13 protein-coding genes are annotated in these 17,467 nt (G+C 39.8%); 10 read left to right on the top strand and 3 right to left on the bottom strand.

Annotated elements, in window-relative coordinates:
• Positions 1–69: 69 nt before the first annotated feature.
• Positions 70–987: an allantoinase PuuE gene (gene puuE / locus ACSHXM_RS03720; protein ID WP_435687382.1), complete on the bottom strand. Its 918-nt coding sequence runs from the start codon at positions 985–987 to the stop codon at positions 70–72.
• Between the two features lie 441 nt (positions 988–1,428).
• On the opposite strand from puuE, the gene ACSHXM_RS03715 reads away from it, so the two are divergent.
• The 6 genes from ACSHXM_RS03715 to ACSHXM_RS03690 all read left to right on the top strand — a co-directional run bounded on the left by ACSHXM_RS03715 (position 1,429) and on the right by ACSHXM_RS03690 (position 8,831).
• A complete protein-coding gene (locus tag ACSHXM_RS03715) occupies positions 1,429–2,607 on the top strand; it encodes an amidase (RefSeq protein WP_435687381.1) in 1,179 nt (392 codons plus the stop codon).
• A gap of 93 nt (positions 2,608–2,700) precedes the next feature.
• Positions 2,701–4,275, top strand: coding sequence for a gamma-glutamyltransferase family protein (locus tag ACSHXM_RS03710; protein ID WP_435687380.1), 1,575 nt, complete (start codon positions 2,701–2,703; stop codon positions 4,273–4,275).
• A gap of 65 nt (positions 4,276–4,340) precedes the next feature.
• Entirely contained in the window at positions 4,341–5,174 is an 834-nt protein-coding gene (locus ACSHXM_RS03705; protein ID WP_435687379.1) for a sulfite exporter TauE/SafE family protein, read from the top strand.
• Between the two features lies 1 nt (position 5,175).
• Positions 5,176–6,420, top strand: a complete 1,245-nt coding sequence (locus tag ACSHXM_RS03700) for a pyridoxal-phosphate-dependent aminotransferase family protein (RefSeq protein WP_435687378.1) — start codon at positions 5,176–5,178, stop codon at positions 6,418–6,420.
• A gap of 5 nt (positions 6,421–6,425) precedes the next feature.
• Complete coding sequence (locus ACSHXM_RS03695) at positions 6,426–7,505, top strand: adenosine deaminase (protein WP_435687377.1); 1,080 nt, start codon at positions 6,426–6,428, stop codon at positions 7,503–7,505.
• Positions 7,506–7,508: 3 nt separating this feature from the next.
• Entirely contained in the window at positions 7,509–8,831 is a 1,323-nt protein-coding gene (locus ACSHXM_RS03690) for an allantoate amidohydrolase (protein WP_435687376.1), read from the top strand.
• Here the strand turns inward: ACSHXM_RS03690 and ACSHXM_RS03685 are convergent.
• Entirely contained in the window at positions 8,828–10,483 is a 1,656-nt protein-coding gene (locus tag ACSHXM_RS03685; protein WP_435687375.1) for a response regulator, read from the bottom strand. The genes ACSHXM_RS03690 and ACSHXM_RS03685 overlap by 4 nt on opposite strands.
• A gap of 162 nt (positions 10,484–10,645) precedes the next feature.
• On the opposite strand from ACSHXM_RS03685, the gene ACSHXM_RS03680 reads away from it, so the two are divergent.
• Entirely contained in the window at positions 10,646–11,785 is a 1,140-nt protein-coding gene (locus tag ACSHXM_RS03680; protein ID WP_435687374.1) for an enoyl-CoA hydratase/isomerase family protein, read from the top strand.
• Positions 11,786–11,854: 69 nt separating this feature from the next.
• Here ACSHXM_RS03680 and ACSHXM_RS03675 read toward each other — a convergent pair whose 3' ends face one another.
• On the bottom strand, positions 11,855–12,466 hold the full coding sequence (locus ACSHXM_RS03675) for a TIGR04211 family SH3 domain-containing protein (RefSeq protein WP_435687373.1): 612 nt from the start codon (positions 12,464–12,466) through the stop codon (positions 11,855–11,857).
• A 190-nt stretch (positions 12,467–12,656) separates the two neighbouring features.
• Between ACSHXM_RS03675 and ACSHXM_RS03670 the strand changes: the two genes are divergently transcribed.
• The 3 genes from ACSHXM_RS03670 (at position 12,657) to ACSHXM_RS03660 (ending at position 17,006) form a co-directional block, all read left to right on the top strand.
• Entirely contained in the window at positions 12,657–13,730 is a 1,074-nt protein-coding gene (locus tag ACSHXM_RS03670; protein WP_435687372.1) for an inorganic triphosphatase, read from the top strand.
• Between the two features lie 192 nt (positions 13,731–13,922).
• Complete coding sequence (locus ACSHXM_RS03665; protein WP_435687371.1) at positions 13,923–15,566, top strand: acetolactate synthase large subunit; 1,644 nt, start codon at positions 13,923–13,925, stop codon at positions 15,564–15,566.
• 9 nt (positions 15,567–15,575) lie between these two features.
• Positions 15,576–17,006: an aldehyde dehydrogenase family protein gene (locus tag ACSHXM_RS03660; RefSeq protein ID WP_435687370.1), complete on the top strand. Its 1,431-nt coding sequence runs from the start codon at positions 15,576–15,578 to the stop codon at positions 17,004–17,006.
• Positions 17,007–17,467: the final 461 nt, after the last annotated feature.

Genomic DNA, 17,467 nt, shown 5'->3' with positions numbered 1-17,467 from the left:
CTCTATCTGTTCGAGTTAAATTTGAGCAGATAGAGTGTTCTTTTTATGCAAACCTGAGTTTATTCTAGGTTATTCAGCCATATGAAACTGATGCCAATGTTTGGCAATGTCGATTCTTTTACACACCCAAGCATCTTGATGCGAAGCGACATATTTAATGAAGCGCTCTAAAGATTGAATACGTCCTGGTCTACCAATAATTCTGCAATGCAAACCAATGTTCATCATTTTAGGCGTGTTGTCACCCTCAGCGTACAATGCATCAAAACTATCTTTTAGATAAGTAAAAAATTGATCGCCACAGTTAAAGCCTTGTGGAGCAGCAAAACGCATATCGTTGGTGTCTAATGTATATGGGATGACTAGATGAGGTTTACCGTATTCAGTATTCCAGTAGGGTAGGTCATCAGCATAAGAATCTGAGTCATATAAAAAACCGCCTTGCTGACATATTAATTTACGGGTATTGGGGCTGTCTCTGCCCGTGTACCAACCTAGAGGGCGCTCGCCTGTTGCTTGTGTATGTGCCTCAATGGCTAACGCAATTTGCTCTTGTTCTTGGGGTTCTGACATAAACTGGTGGTCAATCCAACGATAGGCGTGACTGGCAATTTCCCACTCAGATTTTTGCATGGCTTCAACAGCATCCGGGTTTCTAAGTAGAGCCATACCCACGCCGTATACAGTGGCGGGTATTTGATATTTATTAAATAATCGGTGCAGGCGCCAAAATCCGGCTCGACTGCCATACTCGTATATCGATTCCATGCTCATATGTCGATTTTCATATGCTTTTGCGCCAATTATTTCTGATAGAAATGTTTCTGATTGAGCATCGCCGTGTAATATACAGTTCTCTGCGCCTTCCTCGTAGTTAATCACGAATTGCACCGCAATTTTTGCAGAGCCTGGCCAGGTGACTTTTGGTGGGTGTTCTCCATAACCTATGAGGTCTCTTGGATAATTTGAATCGGGTGTTATGTCCATCTTGGTCATTCCTAGTATGAAAAGTACTGAGTTGTATTCAGCGTTGCGTTTTAAATATCTAAATCAAGGTTATTTATCAATTTGTAATCAATTAGTGTGCCATCGTATTAGCTTCGATTTGATGGTTGATGAACTTAAGTTCGCCTCGTAATAAACACTTTTTTGGTGCATCGTGGGCTCAAATATGCTCCAAGCTAGTTCACAAACACAAGTCTATATTGAATAAACTTTTTAAATTTAACGTCAATTATGTTGGTAATTGGTTTTCAACTAATTGATTTAAATAGAATATATCTATTTTTGTTAAAAAGATAACCAATTGGACAGGAAATGGTATAATCGTTGCTCAATACTCAGTATTTCGCTGGGTTTTATATATTCCAGTACTAAACAACACGTAAATTACTCAATGACTTATTGAGAAATTCAGCAGGAAACGTAATGCCGATTGATCAATCCATTTTTGCATATCAAGATAAGATAGGTGTCGCTAAAACCAGTGAATTATTGACTGGGCTAAAATTAGCGGTAAAAGACTTATTTGATATTGCAGGAATGCCCACTGGAGCGGGTAATCCTGATTGGTTGGCTAGCCACGATATTCCAACACAAACCTCAAGTGTAGTGGATACTTTACTTAAAGCTGGCGCTGAGTTTGTAGGTAAATCCCAAACGGATGAATTAGCTTACAGTTTAAATGGCTGCAATATTCATTATGGAACACCTGTAAATCCAAAGGCTAAAAACCGTTTACCTGGCGGATCGAGCAGTGGCTCTGCAATTGCTGTCGCTACAGACCAAGCCGATATTGGTTTAGGCACTGATACTGGTGGCTCGATTAGGGTGCCGGCAAGTTACAATGGCCTCTTTGGTTTACGTACAACTCATGGGGCCATTTCAATGGATAACATGGTGCCTTTGGCTCCTATGTTTGACACTGTTGGGTGGATGACGCGTGATCTGAAAAGTTTACAGAAAGTGGCCAAGGTCTTATTACCTGACCAAGTTAAAGAGCATACTAATCAGCCACCATTAGAGATAAAAAAAGTGGCGGTTTTAGAGCCCGAACTTGATGGAAAGTTACTGTGGCGAACTTCTCATCAAGCATGGTTAGACAGCCAGAAAGCGCTTTCGCAAGCAGATCGTCTAACGATATCTGGTGATTGGTTAAAACAAGCCAGTGAATGTTTTAGAGTGTTGCAAGGGTATAACTTGTGGCAAACACATAGAGATTGGTTCTTAGAAACTCAGCCCAAGTTTGCTGCAGATATTCAAATCAGACTTGATTGGTGTCAAACCATTTCAGAGCAAGACTTTAAGCAAGCCTTACAACAAAGAGCAAAGATTCAGCAACAAATATCAGAGTGGTTTTCAAAAGCTGATTATGTGGTGTTGCCGACAACACCTTCAGCGTCACCACTTTTAGATGCAACTGATAAATGGATGGCAAACTATAGAAGTGAGTTAATGGGCTTAACGGCACCAGCAGGATTGGCAGGTTTACCTCAACTACATTTACCTGTATTGACCGATGAAGACGCGCCATTTGGTTTATCTTTATTAGGCACTCAGTTTAGTGACCTTGAGTTAATAGACGCGGCTCAGGATCTTGTGTCATGAGATTATTAATGGATAAAATTTCAACCTATAACCAGCATAATGATCAGCACCATAACCAGAACAAAAACCAATGCAAAAATAACGGCGGTGAATATGTCTAATATTGCTTTTACTGCACCCCACGCAAAAGCCAGTGAAATTGGCATGTCTGTGTTAAAACAAGGTGGCAGTGCGATTGATGCTATGGTGGCAGGCGCAGCTGCTATCAGTGTGTTGTATCCCCACATGAATAGTTTGGCTGGCGACGGATTTTGGGTCATTCAAAAGCCTAATCAAGAGCCTGTGTGTATTGATGGTTGTGGTTACGCGGCAAAAAGCGCTGACATTGAGTTTTATAAAAAATTAGGTCATGAGCAAATACCCAGTCGTGGTGGGTTAGCTGCATTAACGGTGGGCGGAACGTTAGACAGTTGGAAAAAGGCTCGTGAATACGCCAGTGTGTTTTCAGAATCTATTGAACTCAGCCAGTTATTAGCTCCGGCAATTAAGCTTGCCAAAGAAGGGATTGAAGTTACTCAGAGTCTACAAAATGCTAGTCAAAAAGTGTCAGAAGAGTTAAGTGCTGAATCTCAGTATTTAGCTGTATTTGAACCCAATTCAAGACCACTGCAAAAAGGTGAGTTATTTAAAAATCCGCAATTGGCGCATTTTTTAACTGAATTAGCTGAGCAAGGTGTAGATAGTTTTTATCGAGGTGATATAGCCAAAAATCTGGCAAAGTCGTTAAGTGATGCCAACAGCCCCATTCAATTAAACGACTTACAAAACTATCAGGCAAAAGTTTTACAACCTTTGTCAGTGAAAACCAGTAAAGGTCAGTTTTACAATCTACCTGCACCCACTCAAGGTATAGCTTCGCTACTTATTTTGGCAATTTATGATGAAATTTATCAAGATGATTGGTCTGAAGCACAAAAAGTCCATGCTTTAGTCGAAGCCACAAAACAAGCTTTTTTAGTGCGTGATAAAGAGGTGTGTGATCCTCGTAGGTTATCCAAAAATTGGCAGTCTTTATTATCTCCCTCTCACATTGCGAGTCTAGCCAAAAATATCAGTCAACAAGCGCTACCTTGGCCAAGAGAATCAGCTGAAGGTGATACAGTTTGGATGGGATGTGTAGATAAAAATGGCACTATGGTTAGTTTTATTCAAAGTATCTATTGGGAGTTTGGTTCAGGTGTGGTGATACCTGAATATGGTTTAGTTTGGAATAACCGTGGTACCAGTTTTAGCTTACAAGAAAACCATGTGAATGCCTTAAAGCCAGAACATAAACCCTTTCATACGCTTAACCCTGCATTTGCAGTGTTAAATGATGGTCGACGTATTAGTTATGGCACTATGGGCGGAGAAGGTCAGCCACAAACCCAAGCCGCAATAATGAGTCGGTATCTGTATGAGAATCTAAATTTACAAGAAGCTGTAAATAAAGGTCGATGGTTATTGGGCCGCACATGGGGCAGTAACGAACATGATCTAAAAATGGAGCAAGATCTTTTTGCTGATTTAGGTCAAGAGCTTATACAGCAAGGCCATCAACTTAGAGCGGTAGATAGTGTAAATGAATTAATGGGCCATGCAGGGGCGATAGTATTGTCTGATGCAGGCCAAGTAGAGGCAGCCAGTGATCACCGAAGTGATGGTCAAGGTCGCGTTTCTAAATATTAACGCAAGAGTTTAGTAGCAAAGATTTAAAAGTTAAAAATATGATTTGCGGGAGCAATAAATAAGTTATGAATGAGTTTTCTGATTTAGTCACACAATGGTTACCTGTTGTAATCGCCATGATGGCTACAGGTTGTGTCGCCGGTATCCTAGCTGGGTTATTAGGTGTGGGTGGCGGTATTGTCATAGTACCGGTATTTTATTTTGTGCTAGAAATGTTAGGTATTCCTTCAGCAACCGCTATTTTGGTGGCAACAGGTACCTCTTTATTAGTCATAGTACCAACCAGTATTTCTTCAATTAAAGCGCATAATGGTCGGGGCAATATTGATTGGCCACTGATAAAACGTTGGGCACCTTTCATGGTAGTGGGTGTTATTTTTGGTAGTGCCATGGCAACCAGAATTGACGGCCAATTGATTAGTGGATTGTTTGGTGTGATTGCCATTTTAGTGGCGATGAATATGTTGCTTCGAGCAAATGCCAAACCCGTGATGCAGCAATTACCTAACATGGCTGGCCAAGGTATTATGTCTTCAAGTATTGGTTTTTTCTCTGTGATGATCGGCATTGGTGGCGGCACTATTGGTGTACCCATGTTGAGTGCTTGTAATTATCCTTCTCATAAAGCCGTTGGCACCGCAGCAGTATTTGGCCTGTTAATTTCATTGCCAGGGGCTATCGCCATGTTGTTGGCTGCAACACCTAATGATGCGCCAGATGCCACTATAGGTTTAGTCAATATTGCTGGCTTTCTTTGTATTGTGCCCTTAACTATTTTGTTGGCGCCAGTGGGTGCCAAACTTGGCTCCAAGTTAGATTCGGTCATGTTAAAACGTATTTTTGCATTATTTTTATGTATCAGCGGCTCTCGTATGCTGTATCAACTAGTAGGAGCTTAAAATGTCTGAATTATTTCAACCCGCATCTTCTTTATTACGCCCATTTTCGCCTCCACCTAGGTTGTTAATGGGACCGGGACCCATTACGGTTGACCCTAGAGTACTGCGTGCTATGTCTGTGCAATTGGTAGGTCAATATGACCCTGCCATGACTGAGTGTATGAATGAAACTATGGCACTTTATCGGGGCGTGTTTAGTACAGCAAACCAATGGACATTTTTAGTCGATGGTACCTCAAGAGCAGGTATTGAAGCTGTATTGGTCTCTATGCTGGAACCGGGAGATAAAGTGTTAGTACCAGTGTTTGGTCGTTTTGGTCACTTGCTGACAGAAATAGCCCAACGATGTGGTGCCCAAGTTCATACCATTGAAAAGGAATGGGGTGAAGTGTTCACGCCAGATGAAATCGAAGACGCCATTAAACAATTTCAACCAAAAATGTTGGCGATAGTGCAAGGCGATACCTCTACCACTATGTTACAGCCGTTAGAATCATTGGGAGAGATCTGCCAACGTCATGATGTATTGTTTTATTCTGATGCCACGGCATCCATAGGGGGCAATGCATTTTTAACAGACCAATGGCAGCTAGATGCGGTGTCTGTTGGTTTACAAAAGTGTTTATGTGGGCCATCTGGTAGTGCACCCGTTACTTTAAGTGAAAAAGCCGTTGAGGCAATTAAAAAGCGTAAACATATTGAAGCTGGGATCCGTACTGAAGATCACCTCGATGGACAAGGCCAAATTATTCGCTCTAATTATTTTGATCTGGGAATGATCATGGATTATTGGGGAGAAGAACGGCTTAACCATCATACTGAAGCAACAACCATGTTATATGGTGCACGTGAATGTGCACGAATACTTTTGGAAGAAGGCAAGGAGCAAGTCATTGCTCGCCACCAGTTACATGGAAACGCTATGGCTAAAGGACTCAGTGCCATGAATTTAAAACTGTTTGGTGATCAAGAGCACAAAATGACAAATGTTGTTGGTGTGTATATTCCTGAAGGCGTTGACGGCGAAGCGATCCGCCAAAGTATGTTGTTAGATTTTGGCATTGAAATTGGTACCTCGTTTGGACCCTTACACGGTAAAATTTGGCGTATCGGCACTATGGGTTATAACGCCAGAAAAGACGCTGTTTTGCAGACATTAGTGGCATTAGAATCTGTGTTATGCAGAGCGGGTCATAACATGCAGGCCAATGCAGGTGCCGATACTGCTTTAAATTTTTACGGATAATCATCATGCAGGCTTCTACTGAATTTAACCAATTAGCTAGATTAGATAAGGTAAAACAACTTGCGAGCAAAGCGTTTTTAGCTGGCTTGCCTAAAGCTGAGTTACATTTACATTTAGATGGGTCGCTTTCGCCCCAATTAATGTTCGATTTGGCGAATAAAAATTCAGTGGCTTTGCCTTATCAAAGTGTTGAAGAAATAGAAGCGGCTTATCAGTTTTCTGATTTACAAAGCTTCTTAGATCTGTATTACCAAGGCGCGGGAGTGTTGCAAACCGAGCAAGATTTTTATGATCTAACTTGGGACTATTGTCTGCATTGCAAAGCTGACAATATTTTACATACAGAGCTGTCTTTCGATCCACAAACCCATACCCAACGAGGTATAAGCTTTGACACTGTAATAGGTGGAACTTTACGGGCGCTAAAAGATTCTGAGCAACAATTTGGCTTGAGCTATAAGTTAATGCTTAATTTTTTGCGGCACTTAAGCGCTGATAGTGCTGCTGAAACCCTAGAAAGTGCTTTGTTATGGAAAGAGAAAATCACCAGTATTGGCTTAGATAGTTCGGAATTAGGCCATCCTCCTAGTAAGTTCACAGACGTGTTTGCTAAAGCCAAAGCTGAAGGTTTTAAAATAGTGGCTCATGCTGGTGAAGAAGGCCCTCCAGATTATATTTGGCAAGCTATTAACTTACTAAAAGTTGACAGAATTGATCATGGTATTCGTGCTGATGAAGATCCTAAACTCATGGAATATCTGGCTCAACATCAAATACCTTTGACTGTTTGCCCTTTATCCAATGTACGTTTGTGTGTGTATGAAGATATGCAGCAACATAATATTTTTAAGATGTTAGGCCAAAATATTCGGGTAACAGTGAACTCCGATGATCCCACTTATTTTGGTGGTTATTTGAATGACAATTTTTTTGCTTTAGCTGACGCATTTCCAATGACTCAACTGCAAGCCATACAATTAGCTCACAATAGCTTTACTGCTAGTTTTATTAGTTATCCACAAAAACAATTTTTTCTTCAAAAGCTCATTAGCTATGTTGAACAATTTAATGCTAAAGAGAAGTAATACATGAACCTTAGATTTCCACCTGTCATTGAACCGATTGAACAGATTGAATCAATTATAACGCCACGTGATTTTCCAGAACTTGCTCAGCAAGTAATGGATTGGTGTGATGAGTTAGCTGGTATTTCAGCTACTGAGCACGGCATTAGTCGTTTTTACATGACCAGAGAACATATGACATGTAACCAATTGGTTCAGACTTGGATGCAACAAGGTGGAATGACTACTTGGGTGGATCAAGCGGGTAACGTATGTGGCCGATATTTTGGAAAAACAGCTAATGAATTTCAAACGGAAGAAGAGATTAAAACCTTACTGATTGGTTCTCATTTGGACTCGATCCCTAATGCTGGAAAATATGATGGTATTTTAGGCGTGCTGTTAGCCATAGCTGCCATTCAGTATTTTCATCAACAGAAAAAAGTATTTAACTACCATATAGACATTATTGGATTTGGTGATGAAGAAGGTACTCGATTTGGCAGTACTTTATTAGGTAGCCGTGCTGTGGCTAATACTTGGCAGTCTGACTGGTGGTCGCTGGAAGACAAAGAACATATTAGTTTAGATCAAGCTTTTCACGACGTGGGCTTCGATCCAGCAAAGGTTGAATTGGCTAGCCGAGCAAAAGACAACCTACTTGGTTATTTAGAAGTTCACATTGAACAAGGTCCGGTTTTAGAACAACATGATAGAGCTTTAGGCATAGTTACTGCCATTGCTGGAGCGAGGCGTTTTGAGGTGGAACTAACAGGTTATGCAGGACACTCTGGAACTGTGCCTATGGATATGCGTCAAGATGCCTTGGTAGGCGCTGCCAACGCCATATTGACCATAGAACAGGTAGCTAAAGATTATTCAGTTGTAGCAACTGTTGGTCGTATTGAGAGTAAACCGGGTGCAGTGAACGTGATCCCCGGAAAAGTTATATTTTCTATGGATATTCGTTCCGATTATGACGATATGCGAGATATGGCAGTAAAAGAGATCCAAGGTAAAGTTGAGGCTATTTGTCACGCAAGAAACTTAACTAGTCAGTGGACTGAAGTGCATAATGCGAGTGCTGTGAAGTGTGCTAGATGGATGCAAGATCTGCAGGTGAAAGTTTTAGCAAATATGGATTTACCGCCGGTAAAATTAATGAGTGGAGCAGGGCATGACGCGATGGCAATTGCTGAAATTACCGATGTGGCTATGTATTTTGTTCGATGTAAAGGAGGGGTAAGTCATCATCCAGATGAGTTGATTTACGTTGAAGATGTTGATTTAGCACTACAAGGTTTAGTCAATACTTTGATTGAACTGGAAGTCCATACATCGAACTAGGCTTTTTCTGGTGTTTCTTCGTTAGGCATATCCATAAAATACACGTGTTTTTTCTTAACAATACGTTGCACTATTTCATCTAAACGTTTTTTATTGCCATTGTTTAACTCTCTGCTTTGTAGTTCAGTTAAAAACTCCAAGGTTTTAACTTTTTTAAATTCAGTCAACTCAGCATCAACCATGCCCTGTAACAAATTTAAGCTGAAAGCCAATTCTCTCGGAAACAACTTATAGGCTTGATAAAAGTCTTTGGTAGCAGCCAAGTATTTTTTGTTGGCAAATTTTTGTAATCCGATTTTGTTAAACTCGAGAGCTTGTGGTCTTCTTTCTCCAATGGCTTCTTCACCTTTGGTGACCAACATTGTGGATATTGTTTTACTGTTTCCCTCATCAATGTCTTTTAATTTTTCTTTACTCAGTTCAAGGTATTCTTTGGCTTTTTCGGTATTGCCTACATTACGCCATGCATGCACAGCATCGGTAATGGTGGAAATTTCAGCCTCATGTAAATCTTGCATTCCAGGACGACTCAATATCTCGTTAGATTTGGCAATGTTTCCCTCTAAAAAAGCGGCTGTCGCTAACATGTAATCTTTCTTTTGGGCCATAGCTGGATCAGATAGTTTTCTACCGGCAGCACCGATTAAAAATTTTGCCACTTGAATATCTGGTGTACGGTCATTGCCAGTTTTTAATTCAGCTTCGGTTAAATAACAACGGGCTAAATCTAGTGATATTTCATCGTACCTTTCTCTAATAGAGCGATTGGACTCGCGCTTTTTTTCCAGTAAATTGATTGCTTCTTCACCCCGTTGCTGAGATTGATAAATATAAGCCTTTAAGCGCGCAGCCGGAATGGAAAGTTCTCCCTCACGGATCTGGTGCATATAGTTTTCAGCTTTACTGTATTGGTTATTGCTAATGCTGATCCTAGCTAGCCATTCACAAGCCTTATCATTGGTAAGTTGAGACTCGGTTAAATCGTGTAATAAAGTCTCACTTTCTTCAATTTGTCCATCTAAGAATAAATTTTGAATTAATCCCCATTTGGCCCAAATGACTTTGTCTGAACGTTGTAGGATCTCTCGATAATGACTAGCTGCTTCGGAATGACGTTCTAGTTTGGTTAAAATTCTAGCTCTGAGTTTAATGAGGGCACTTTTTTGACGAGGTTTTGGTTCTTCTTCCAATAGCCAATCTAATTCTTCTAGTGCTTTTTCATGGTTGTCGTCATCCATGCTTTGATAGACTGGTTTTAAATAACTATGTAGGTTTAGGCAATTGGAAATATTTTTCATTAAATTGCGAATGGTGTAAGGCTTTACTATTAGCGCTTCGGGATGCACGTCGACAATCTGACCTATGATTAAGGGCAGTCGATCAGAGGTAACAAACATAATGCAGGTAGAGTTGTTAATGAACCCCTGTTGTTTTAAATCTTGTAATACTTCGACGCCATTTTTATTTTGCCCTAAGTGAAAATCCATGAGCAGAAGGTCAAGCCTTTGGTTACGCATATTCGCTTTGAGTTCGCGACCATTACTAAAACAGCCGATTTGATTAAACCCCATATCTAACAAATGATTACGCAGGTTTGCTCGAGCCATGCCATTGTCTTCAACGACTGCAACTTTTATCTTACTAAATGACATAAAATAGGATAATCCCTTGAAAATACCGCACAAAATATTAACTAATTAAGCATAGCAGACTCAACTTATAAACATAGCGGTCATTTTTATATGCTAGTTATAGATATTTATTTCATGGTATATAGTTACATCAATATACTTTCTAAGCAGGTAACAAAGTAAGTGGTAGGCGTTACGTATTCTTATATTCAAACCATTGGACAAGCAAAAATCGCCTGTGCAACCCTAACTAAACCTAAAGCTTTTAATGCGTTAGATATACATATGGTTGCATCTTTAAAATCTACTTTGAAACAGTGGCAAGATGATCCGGATATCGCTTTAGTGATTTTAGAAGGGGATGGGGATAAAGCATTTTGTGCTGGTGGTGATATTGTTGCCATGTATCATTCTATGCATGAGCACAATATGCCTTCACAGCACAAGGTTTCATCACCGAGTGACATACACCCTTTAAAAGAATTCTTTTCTTTAGAATATCAATTAGATTATGCAATCCATACTTTTAGTAAACCTATTTTAGTTTGGGGTAACGGTTTAGTGATGGGAGGTGGTTTAGGGTTAATGAGTGGGGCAAGTCATAAAGTCGTCACTGAAAATGCCCGTTTAGCGATGCCAGAAATTAGTATTGGGTTATATCCAGATGCAGGCGCCAGTTTCTTCTTAAACAAAATGCCAGCTGGATGCGGCTTATTTTTAGGTTTAACGGGAAAAAGTATTAACGCCTCAGAAGCTATCTACGCAAACTTGGCGAATTATTTTATGCCGCATAAGCTCAAGTCCAACTTACTTGAGAAGCTAAAGTTAACCAATTGGCAAAAAATAGACGTGGCAGCTAAGTTAAGTGAAATTTGCCAGGAGTTACAAGATAAACACAGTGAGCAATTGCCGATTAACCGACTAAAGGAAAACCAGGTATGGTTAACTGAGTTAATGAACCAAGACTCTGTGCAAAAGGCAGAGGCATACATTTTGGCTAAAAGTGAAACGGACGAATGGGTAAATGAAGCACAAGCTAATTTACAGAAAGGGTCATCTTTATCCAAAGCTTTAGTATTTAAGCAATTACATACAGCCAAGGGGTTAAGTTTAGCTGAATGCCTTAAAATGGAGCTGATTCTATCCTGTAAATGTGCTGAATATGGAGAGTTTCAAGAAGGTGTGCGGGCATTATTGATTGATAAAGATTATCATCCAAACTGGCGATTTAAAGCGGTTGATGAAGTTCCCAATAAGGTTATCAAAGACTTTTTTTCAGCTAAATGGAGTGCACAAGATCACCCACTAAAATTGTTACAATAAGCATTAATTAAACGTTGCCGTTAATAGCGAATCTTAACAATTGTTAATAGGTGAATTAAAATATTTTGATTACATCCAGTTGTCGTTTCTACGGCGTTTCTTAGGTAAGTAGGTAATGATAATCCCTAATAACAAACTCACTATAGCCAAAATACCGCCTCGAGTTAACCATTCCATTTCAGCACTTTGGTCATAATTTTCTAAAGTGCGTGCAATTTCAGCTTTGGTTTTTTCTGAATTAGATAATGTCTTTTTAAGTTGGCTAATTTCTGCGTTTAAATCTGATATTTGTTGGTTCAGTATGTCGTTATTGGCTAGTTCTTGTTGTAAACCTAGTTGATGTTCTTCAACTTGTTGTTGTAAACCTGGTACCAATTCTCTGACGCTACGGTTTTTATTGATATAGTCTGCGTCTACCCAACCTTTACGATTCTTTTCATCAAGAATTTCTGCAAAGTTGTTTTCTTTGTCAATGTTAAGCAGGGTCACTTTTGCGCCAGCAGTCACCGATCCTAATATTCTAAAGTTAAGACCCGGCCCAGCATGCATGTAGGTAAATAAATCGTCAGAAATATACCGAACTTCACCACTTGTTGTGGTGTTTTCTTGTGCAGTCAATTGCAGGCTATAAAAACAACTGGCGATTAATAACGATAAAAAAACGATTTGCTTACGCATCATTAACTATAAACTCCTTAAATTCAGCATAGATGGTATTGTGTGGTTAAAAGAAAGGCAAGTCTCTATTTGGTTTTGCGCATTATTAGTGTTTGTATTGTTTAGCATTTAAGCAACTAACATATGGGCAGCATCAAGGTATGGTACAATATTCAGTTATTGAAATTAAGGTATTGATTATTATTTAAAAAATATGGAATACGAGATTGAATTAAAATTATTGGCTGCAGAAAATGCAGGCGATATTATTGAACAAAAATTTCTACCAAATTTACGGTGTGGTGTGACTCGCCAAAAGGTAGAGTTGAGTAATTATTATTTTGATACACAGGATCGGCAATTACGTATTAATGATATTGGGTTACGTATCCGAGGGAATGGTAAAAACTTAGAGCAAACTCTTAAAACCGCTGGTCAGTCAATCGGTGCTCTTCATCAAAGACCTGAGTTCAATGTACAACTAGCTGATAAACAACAAGGTGTGCAAGTTACACCTAACTTATCTTTGTTTGATCCAAAAGCTTGGCCCACAGATTTTGATGTAAACACCACTCAGAAAAATCTATCGACTTTGTTTGCAACTAACTTTGTACGCCACATTTATTTGTTGGATATTACCCCTGAGTGTCAAATCGAAATGGTTTGGGACAAAGGAAGAATATCGGCTAATGGTCAACATACAACTATTTGTGAAGTTGAACTTGAGTTAAAAAAAGGTCAACCAGCTGATTTATTTACTTTGGCAAAACAACTTCTTCAAGTTGTATATATGCCAATTGGGCAAGATAGCAAAGCGGCTCGAGGTTATAGGTTAGCAGATAATAAACCACAAAAAGCGCCACAATTATTTTTGCAAGACAATGCTGAATTAATAACCAGTGATATTTTTGAACATAATGTTCAGCAGTTACTTAACTGTTTGCAATTTTCAATTAGTCAATTGCAAGATACATACAACCCCAATGCTGTGATACAAATTTCAGAGGTACTTAATAGGTTTGAGTTAACCGTTAATCAGTTTCTTAAAAATTACGACGCCCCTCTACTTAAAGATGTGTTGCAAAGACTAAAACAACTGAAGATAGAATGGGACCAAGTGGAATCAACAATTACCAATGAACCAGAGGTTACCAATAAGTCATCGGCTATTGGTAAGGTTTTATTTCGTTCAAGTGTAACGATTTTACAATTAGACATTGTCCAAATTTTGTTAGAAAAAAAATGGTCTGTTAACAATAATTCGCTTATTCCAAAAAGTGTTAAGTAATCGGTTTTTTATGCTTTACTGGAACATATGATTCGGTGGAGTATAAGCTTAAGAACTCATTAAAGTTTAATTAAGTTGATGAGTAACAAATATAAAAATAAAGAAAGGCTAAGACCTTTCAAAAATATGTCCTATCTTCTATACAGGTATTTAAGATTGGGACTTAACCCTACAAAACTAACAGGAGCGCCAATGAAAGCGTCTGATTTATTTATAAAAGCTTTAGAAGCCGAAGGTGTCGAATATATATTTGGTATTCCAGGTGAAGAAAACTTGGATTTATTAGAATCAATGAGAGGGTCAAAAATTAAACTTATTTTGACCAGACACGAACAAGGCGCAGGTTTTATGGCTGCTACTTATGGCCGCCTAACCGGTAAAGTTGGCGTGTGTTTATCTACTCTTGGACCCGGTGCAACAAACTTAGTTACACCGGCCGCTTATGCACAATTAGGTGCTATGCCTATGTTAATGATCACTGGGCAAAAGCCAGTGAAAACCAGTAAACAGGGACGATTCCAAGTGATTGACGCTGTTGACATGATGCGTCCAATTACCAAATACACCACTCAATTAGTCAGTGGAGACCGTATTCCATCTGCCATCCGAGAAGCATTCAGATTAGCTCACGAAGAACGTCCTGGTGCCGCTCATATCGAATTACCAGAAGATATTGCAGCAGAAGATACAGTTGCCGAATTATTAACTGCCAGTGTTTCAAGACGTCCGATTGCGGAATACAAAGCAATTAATAAAGCCGTTGAGATGATCAAAGACGCTAAGTCTCCTTTATTATTAATTGGTGCTGCCGCTAATCGTAAATTAACCTCCAAAATGCTTAGAGAGTTTGTTGATAAAACAGGTATCCCTTATGTGACTACGCAGCTAGGTAAAGGCGTTTTGGACGAAAGAGATGATCTGTATATGGGGAACACAGCCCTATCATCAGGTGACTTTGTGCATAGAGTTATTGATAGCGCAGACTTGATTATCAACGTTGGTCATGACGTGGTAGAGAAACCACCATTCTTTATGAGCCACGATGATAATAGACAAGTAATCCACGTTAACTTTGAAACTGCCGCAGTAGACCCTGTGTATTTCCCACAGCTAGAAGTTCTAGGTGACGTGGCCAATAGTATTTGGCAAATTAAAGAACAGATTGATGTTAATCCAAATTGGGATTTCTCTTTCTTTAACAAAGTTCATCAAGCTTATGAAGCTCACAAAGCTGAAAGTGAAAATGATGACCGTTTCCCTATTTTACCGGAACGATTTGTACGTGATATTCGCGAAGCCATGCCTGATGATGGCATAGTGACTTTAGATAATGGTGTTTACAAAATTTGGTTTGCACGTAATTACCATGCAGCGCTTCCTAATACTTTATTACTTGATAACGCGCTGGCGACTATGGGTGCTGGTTTACCTTCAGCCATGGCTGCTAAAATGGTGCATCCAGATAAACCTGTTATCACTGTTTGTGGTGATGGCGGCTTTATGATGAACAGTCAGGAGCTAGAAACTGCAGTGCGTTTGAATCTGCACATAGTGGTTATTATCCTGCGCGATGATGCCTACGGTATGATCAAATGGAAACAGGCTAATATGGAGTTTGAAAACTTTGGCCTAGATTACGGTAACCCAGATTTTGTTAAATATGTTGAAAGCTACGGAGGCAAGGGCTGGCGTGTTGATTCAGCTGCTGGTTTGTTACCTCAAGTACAAAAATGTTTAGCTGAACCGGGCGTACATTTAATTGATGTGCCAGTGGATTACACCTTAAACGACGAAACTTTAAACAAAACACTTCGTGTGCGAAGTGCCGCAGTATAAGGAATTATTATGTTAGCTAAAGCTTATCCTTATTATTTAGCCAATGAAGCAGTTTTTGCTAATCAAGGTTTAGAGATCACCAATAAGTACACTAATGAAGTGGCGACCCATGCTGCTTTAGCAGATGCCAAGGTGATTGACCAAGCAATTGCAGCTGCAGAGGCTAGCCAGCCTTTGCTTAATAAAATGGCACCCTATGAGCGTCAAGATATTCTCAATCATTGTGTTAAACGTTTTGAAGAGCGTTTTGACGAATTAGCTCACGCCTTATGCATTGAAGCCGGTAAACCAATTAAAGATGCACGTGGTGAAGTGACTCGCTTAATTGACACCTTCCGGATTGCTGCCGAAGAGTCAGTGCGTATGCATGGTGAGGTAATGAACTTAGAAATTACCCCAAGGGCGAAAGGTTATACGGGTATGTACAAACGTGTACCTATTGGTCCATGTTCGTTTATTTCTCCGTTTAATTTTCCGTTAAATTTGGCCGCACATAAAGTCGCGCCAGCATTAGCTACCGGTTGTGCGTTTGTGCTCAAACCTGCTAGTCGCACACCTTTGGGTGCTTTGATTATTGGTGAAATATTAGCTGAAACGAATCTACCTAAAGGAGCGTTTTCAATTTTGCCTTGTAGCCGTGATGGCGCTGATTTATTTACCACTGACGACAGGTTTAAGTTGCTTAGTTTTACTGGCTCTCCTCAAGTGGGTTGGGACTTAAAAGCTAAAGCAGGTAAAAAACCGGTTATTTTGGAGTTAGGTGGTAATGCCGCTTGCGTAGTCGATCACGACACTGACCTTGATGATGCTATCGAACGTATCGTTTTTGGTGCTTATTATCAGTCTGGACAAAGCTGTATTAGTGTTCAAAGAGTTATCGTACATGATTCTATTTATGCTGATTTTAAGCAGCGTTATACTGATCGTGTTGCTAACTTGGTACATGGCGATCCGTTAAATGAAGATACCTTTATTGGCCCAATGATTTCTGAATCCGAAGCATCTCGATTAGATACTTGGGTGCAAGAAGCCGTAGCCGCCGGTGCCACCTTGTTATGTGGTGGTCAACGTGATGGTAATATGTTGCAAGCCACTTTGCTTGAAAACGTGCCAAACGATGCCGCAATCAACACCGAAGAGGCATTTGGTCCAGTTTCTGTATTGAGTTCATTTAGTGACTTTGACCAAGCCTTAGAGGAAGTCAACAACAGTCAGTTTGGCTTACAAGCCGGTGTCTTCACTCGAGACATTTATAAAGCTAACAAAGCTTGGAATGAACTGGATGTAGGCGGTGTGGTTATTGGAGATGTGCCTAGTTGGCGTGTGGACAATATGCCGTATGGTGGCGTTAAAGAATCAGGTTTAGGCCGTGAGGGTATTACCTTTGCCATGGAAGATATGACTGAGATACGTTTGATGGTGTTACGTACACCACAATAGAAACTTGTTTTTAAAACTAAGTTTAATAAAACACCTCCTGCTTTGGAGGTGTTTTTGTTTATACGCGGAGCTTATTTATGTGCTGCGCACACAAAGTATTCGCTGTGCTCACGCAATTCATTGCGGGTTTTCGATTGTCATCCCTGACAAACAATTTACTTCTTTTCAACAGCAAAAAGAAGTAAACAAGAAATGCCGAGCTCCGGCAAAGCTCTTCTCCTATTTTTTATAAACTCCAAAAGTCGTGCTGATTTGTTCCCGACAAAACACCACTCAATTGGCTATCCATGCCAATTGTCATTTAGAGTTTGTAATAAAAAATAGCGAGCTTTGATTCGCGGGTAAATAAAAAGCATGGCTTTGCCACTTAAAAGCAGAATAAAACCGATTGAAGCAGTACGAGACGTTTAATGCCTTACGATAACTGTCCAGCTATTTCATGAGTGATACCTGGCAAAATT

Source organism: Paraglaciecola sp. (genome assembly GCF_051252315.1).
Taxonomy (GTDB): domain Bacteria; phylum Pseudomonadota; class Gammaproteobacteria; order Enterobacterales; family Alteromonadaceae; genus Paraglaciecola.
Note: the sequence above shows the minus strand (reverse complement) of the source record. Positions and strands in the feature narration are given on the sequence as shown.

Coding starts and splice junctions, on each gene's coding strand:
- puuE (WP_435687382.1), bottom strand. CDS start 987: ATGGACATAACACCCGATTCAAATTATCCAAGAGACCTCATAGGTTAT.
- ACSHXM_RS03715 (WP_435687381.1), top strand. CDS start 1,429: ATGCCGATTGATCAATCCATTTTTGCATATCAAGATAAGATAGGTGTC.
- ACSHXM_RS03710 (WP_435687380.1), top strand. CDS start 2,701: ATGTCTAATATTGCTTTTACTGCACCCCACGCAAAAGCCAGTGAAATT.
- ACSHXM_RS03705 (WP_435687379.1), top strand. CDS start 4,341: ATGAATGAGTTTTCTGATTTAGTCACACAATGGTTACCTGTTGTAATC.
- ACSHXM_RS03700 (WP_435687378.1), top strand. CDS start 5,176: ATGTCTGAATTATTTCAACCCGCATCTTCTTTATTACGCCCATTTTCG.
- ACSHXM_RS03695 (WP_435687377.1), top strand. CDS start 6,426: ATGCAGGCTTCTACTGAATTTAACCAATTAGCTAGATTAGATAAGGTA.
- ACSHXM_RS03690 (WP_435687376.1), top strand. CDS start 7,509: ATGAACCTTAGATTTCCACCTGTCATTGAACCGATTGAACAGATTGAA.
- ACSHXM_RS03685 (WP_435687375.1), bottom strand. CDS start 10,483: ATGTCATTTAGTAAGATAAAAGTTGCAGTCGTTGAAGACAATGGCATG.
- ACSHXM_RS03675 (WP_435687373.1), bottom strand. CDS start 12,466: ATGATGCGTAAGCAAATCGTTTTTTTATCGTTATTAATCGCCAGTTGT.
- ACSHXM_RS03670 (WP_435687372.1), top strand. CDS start 12,657: ATGGAATACGAGATTGAATTAAAATTATTGGCTGCAGAAAATGCAGGC.
- ACSHXM_RS03665 (WP_435687371.1), top strand. CDS start 13,923: ATGAAAGCGTCTGATTTATTTATAAAAGCTTTAGAAGCCGAAGGTGTC.
- ACSHXM_RS03660 (WP_435687370.1), top strand. CDS start 15,576: ATGTTAGCTAAAGCTTATCCTTATTATTTAGCCAATGAAGCAGTTTTT.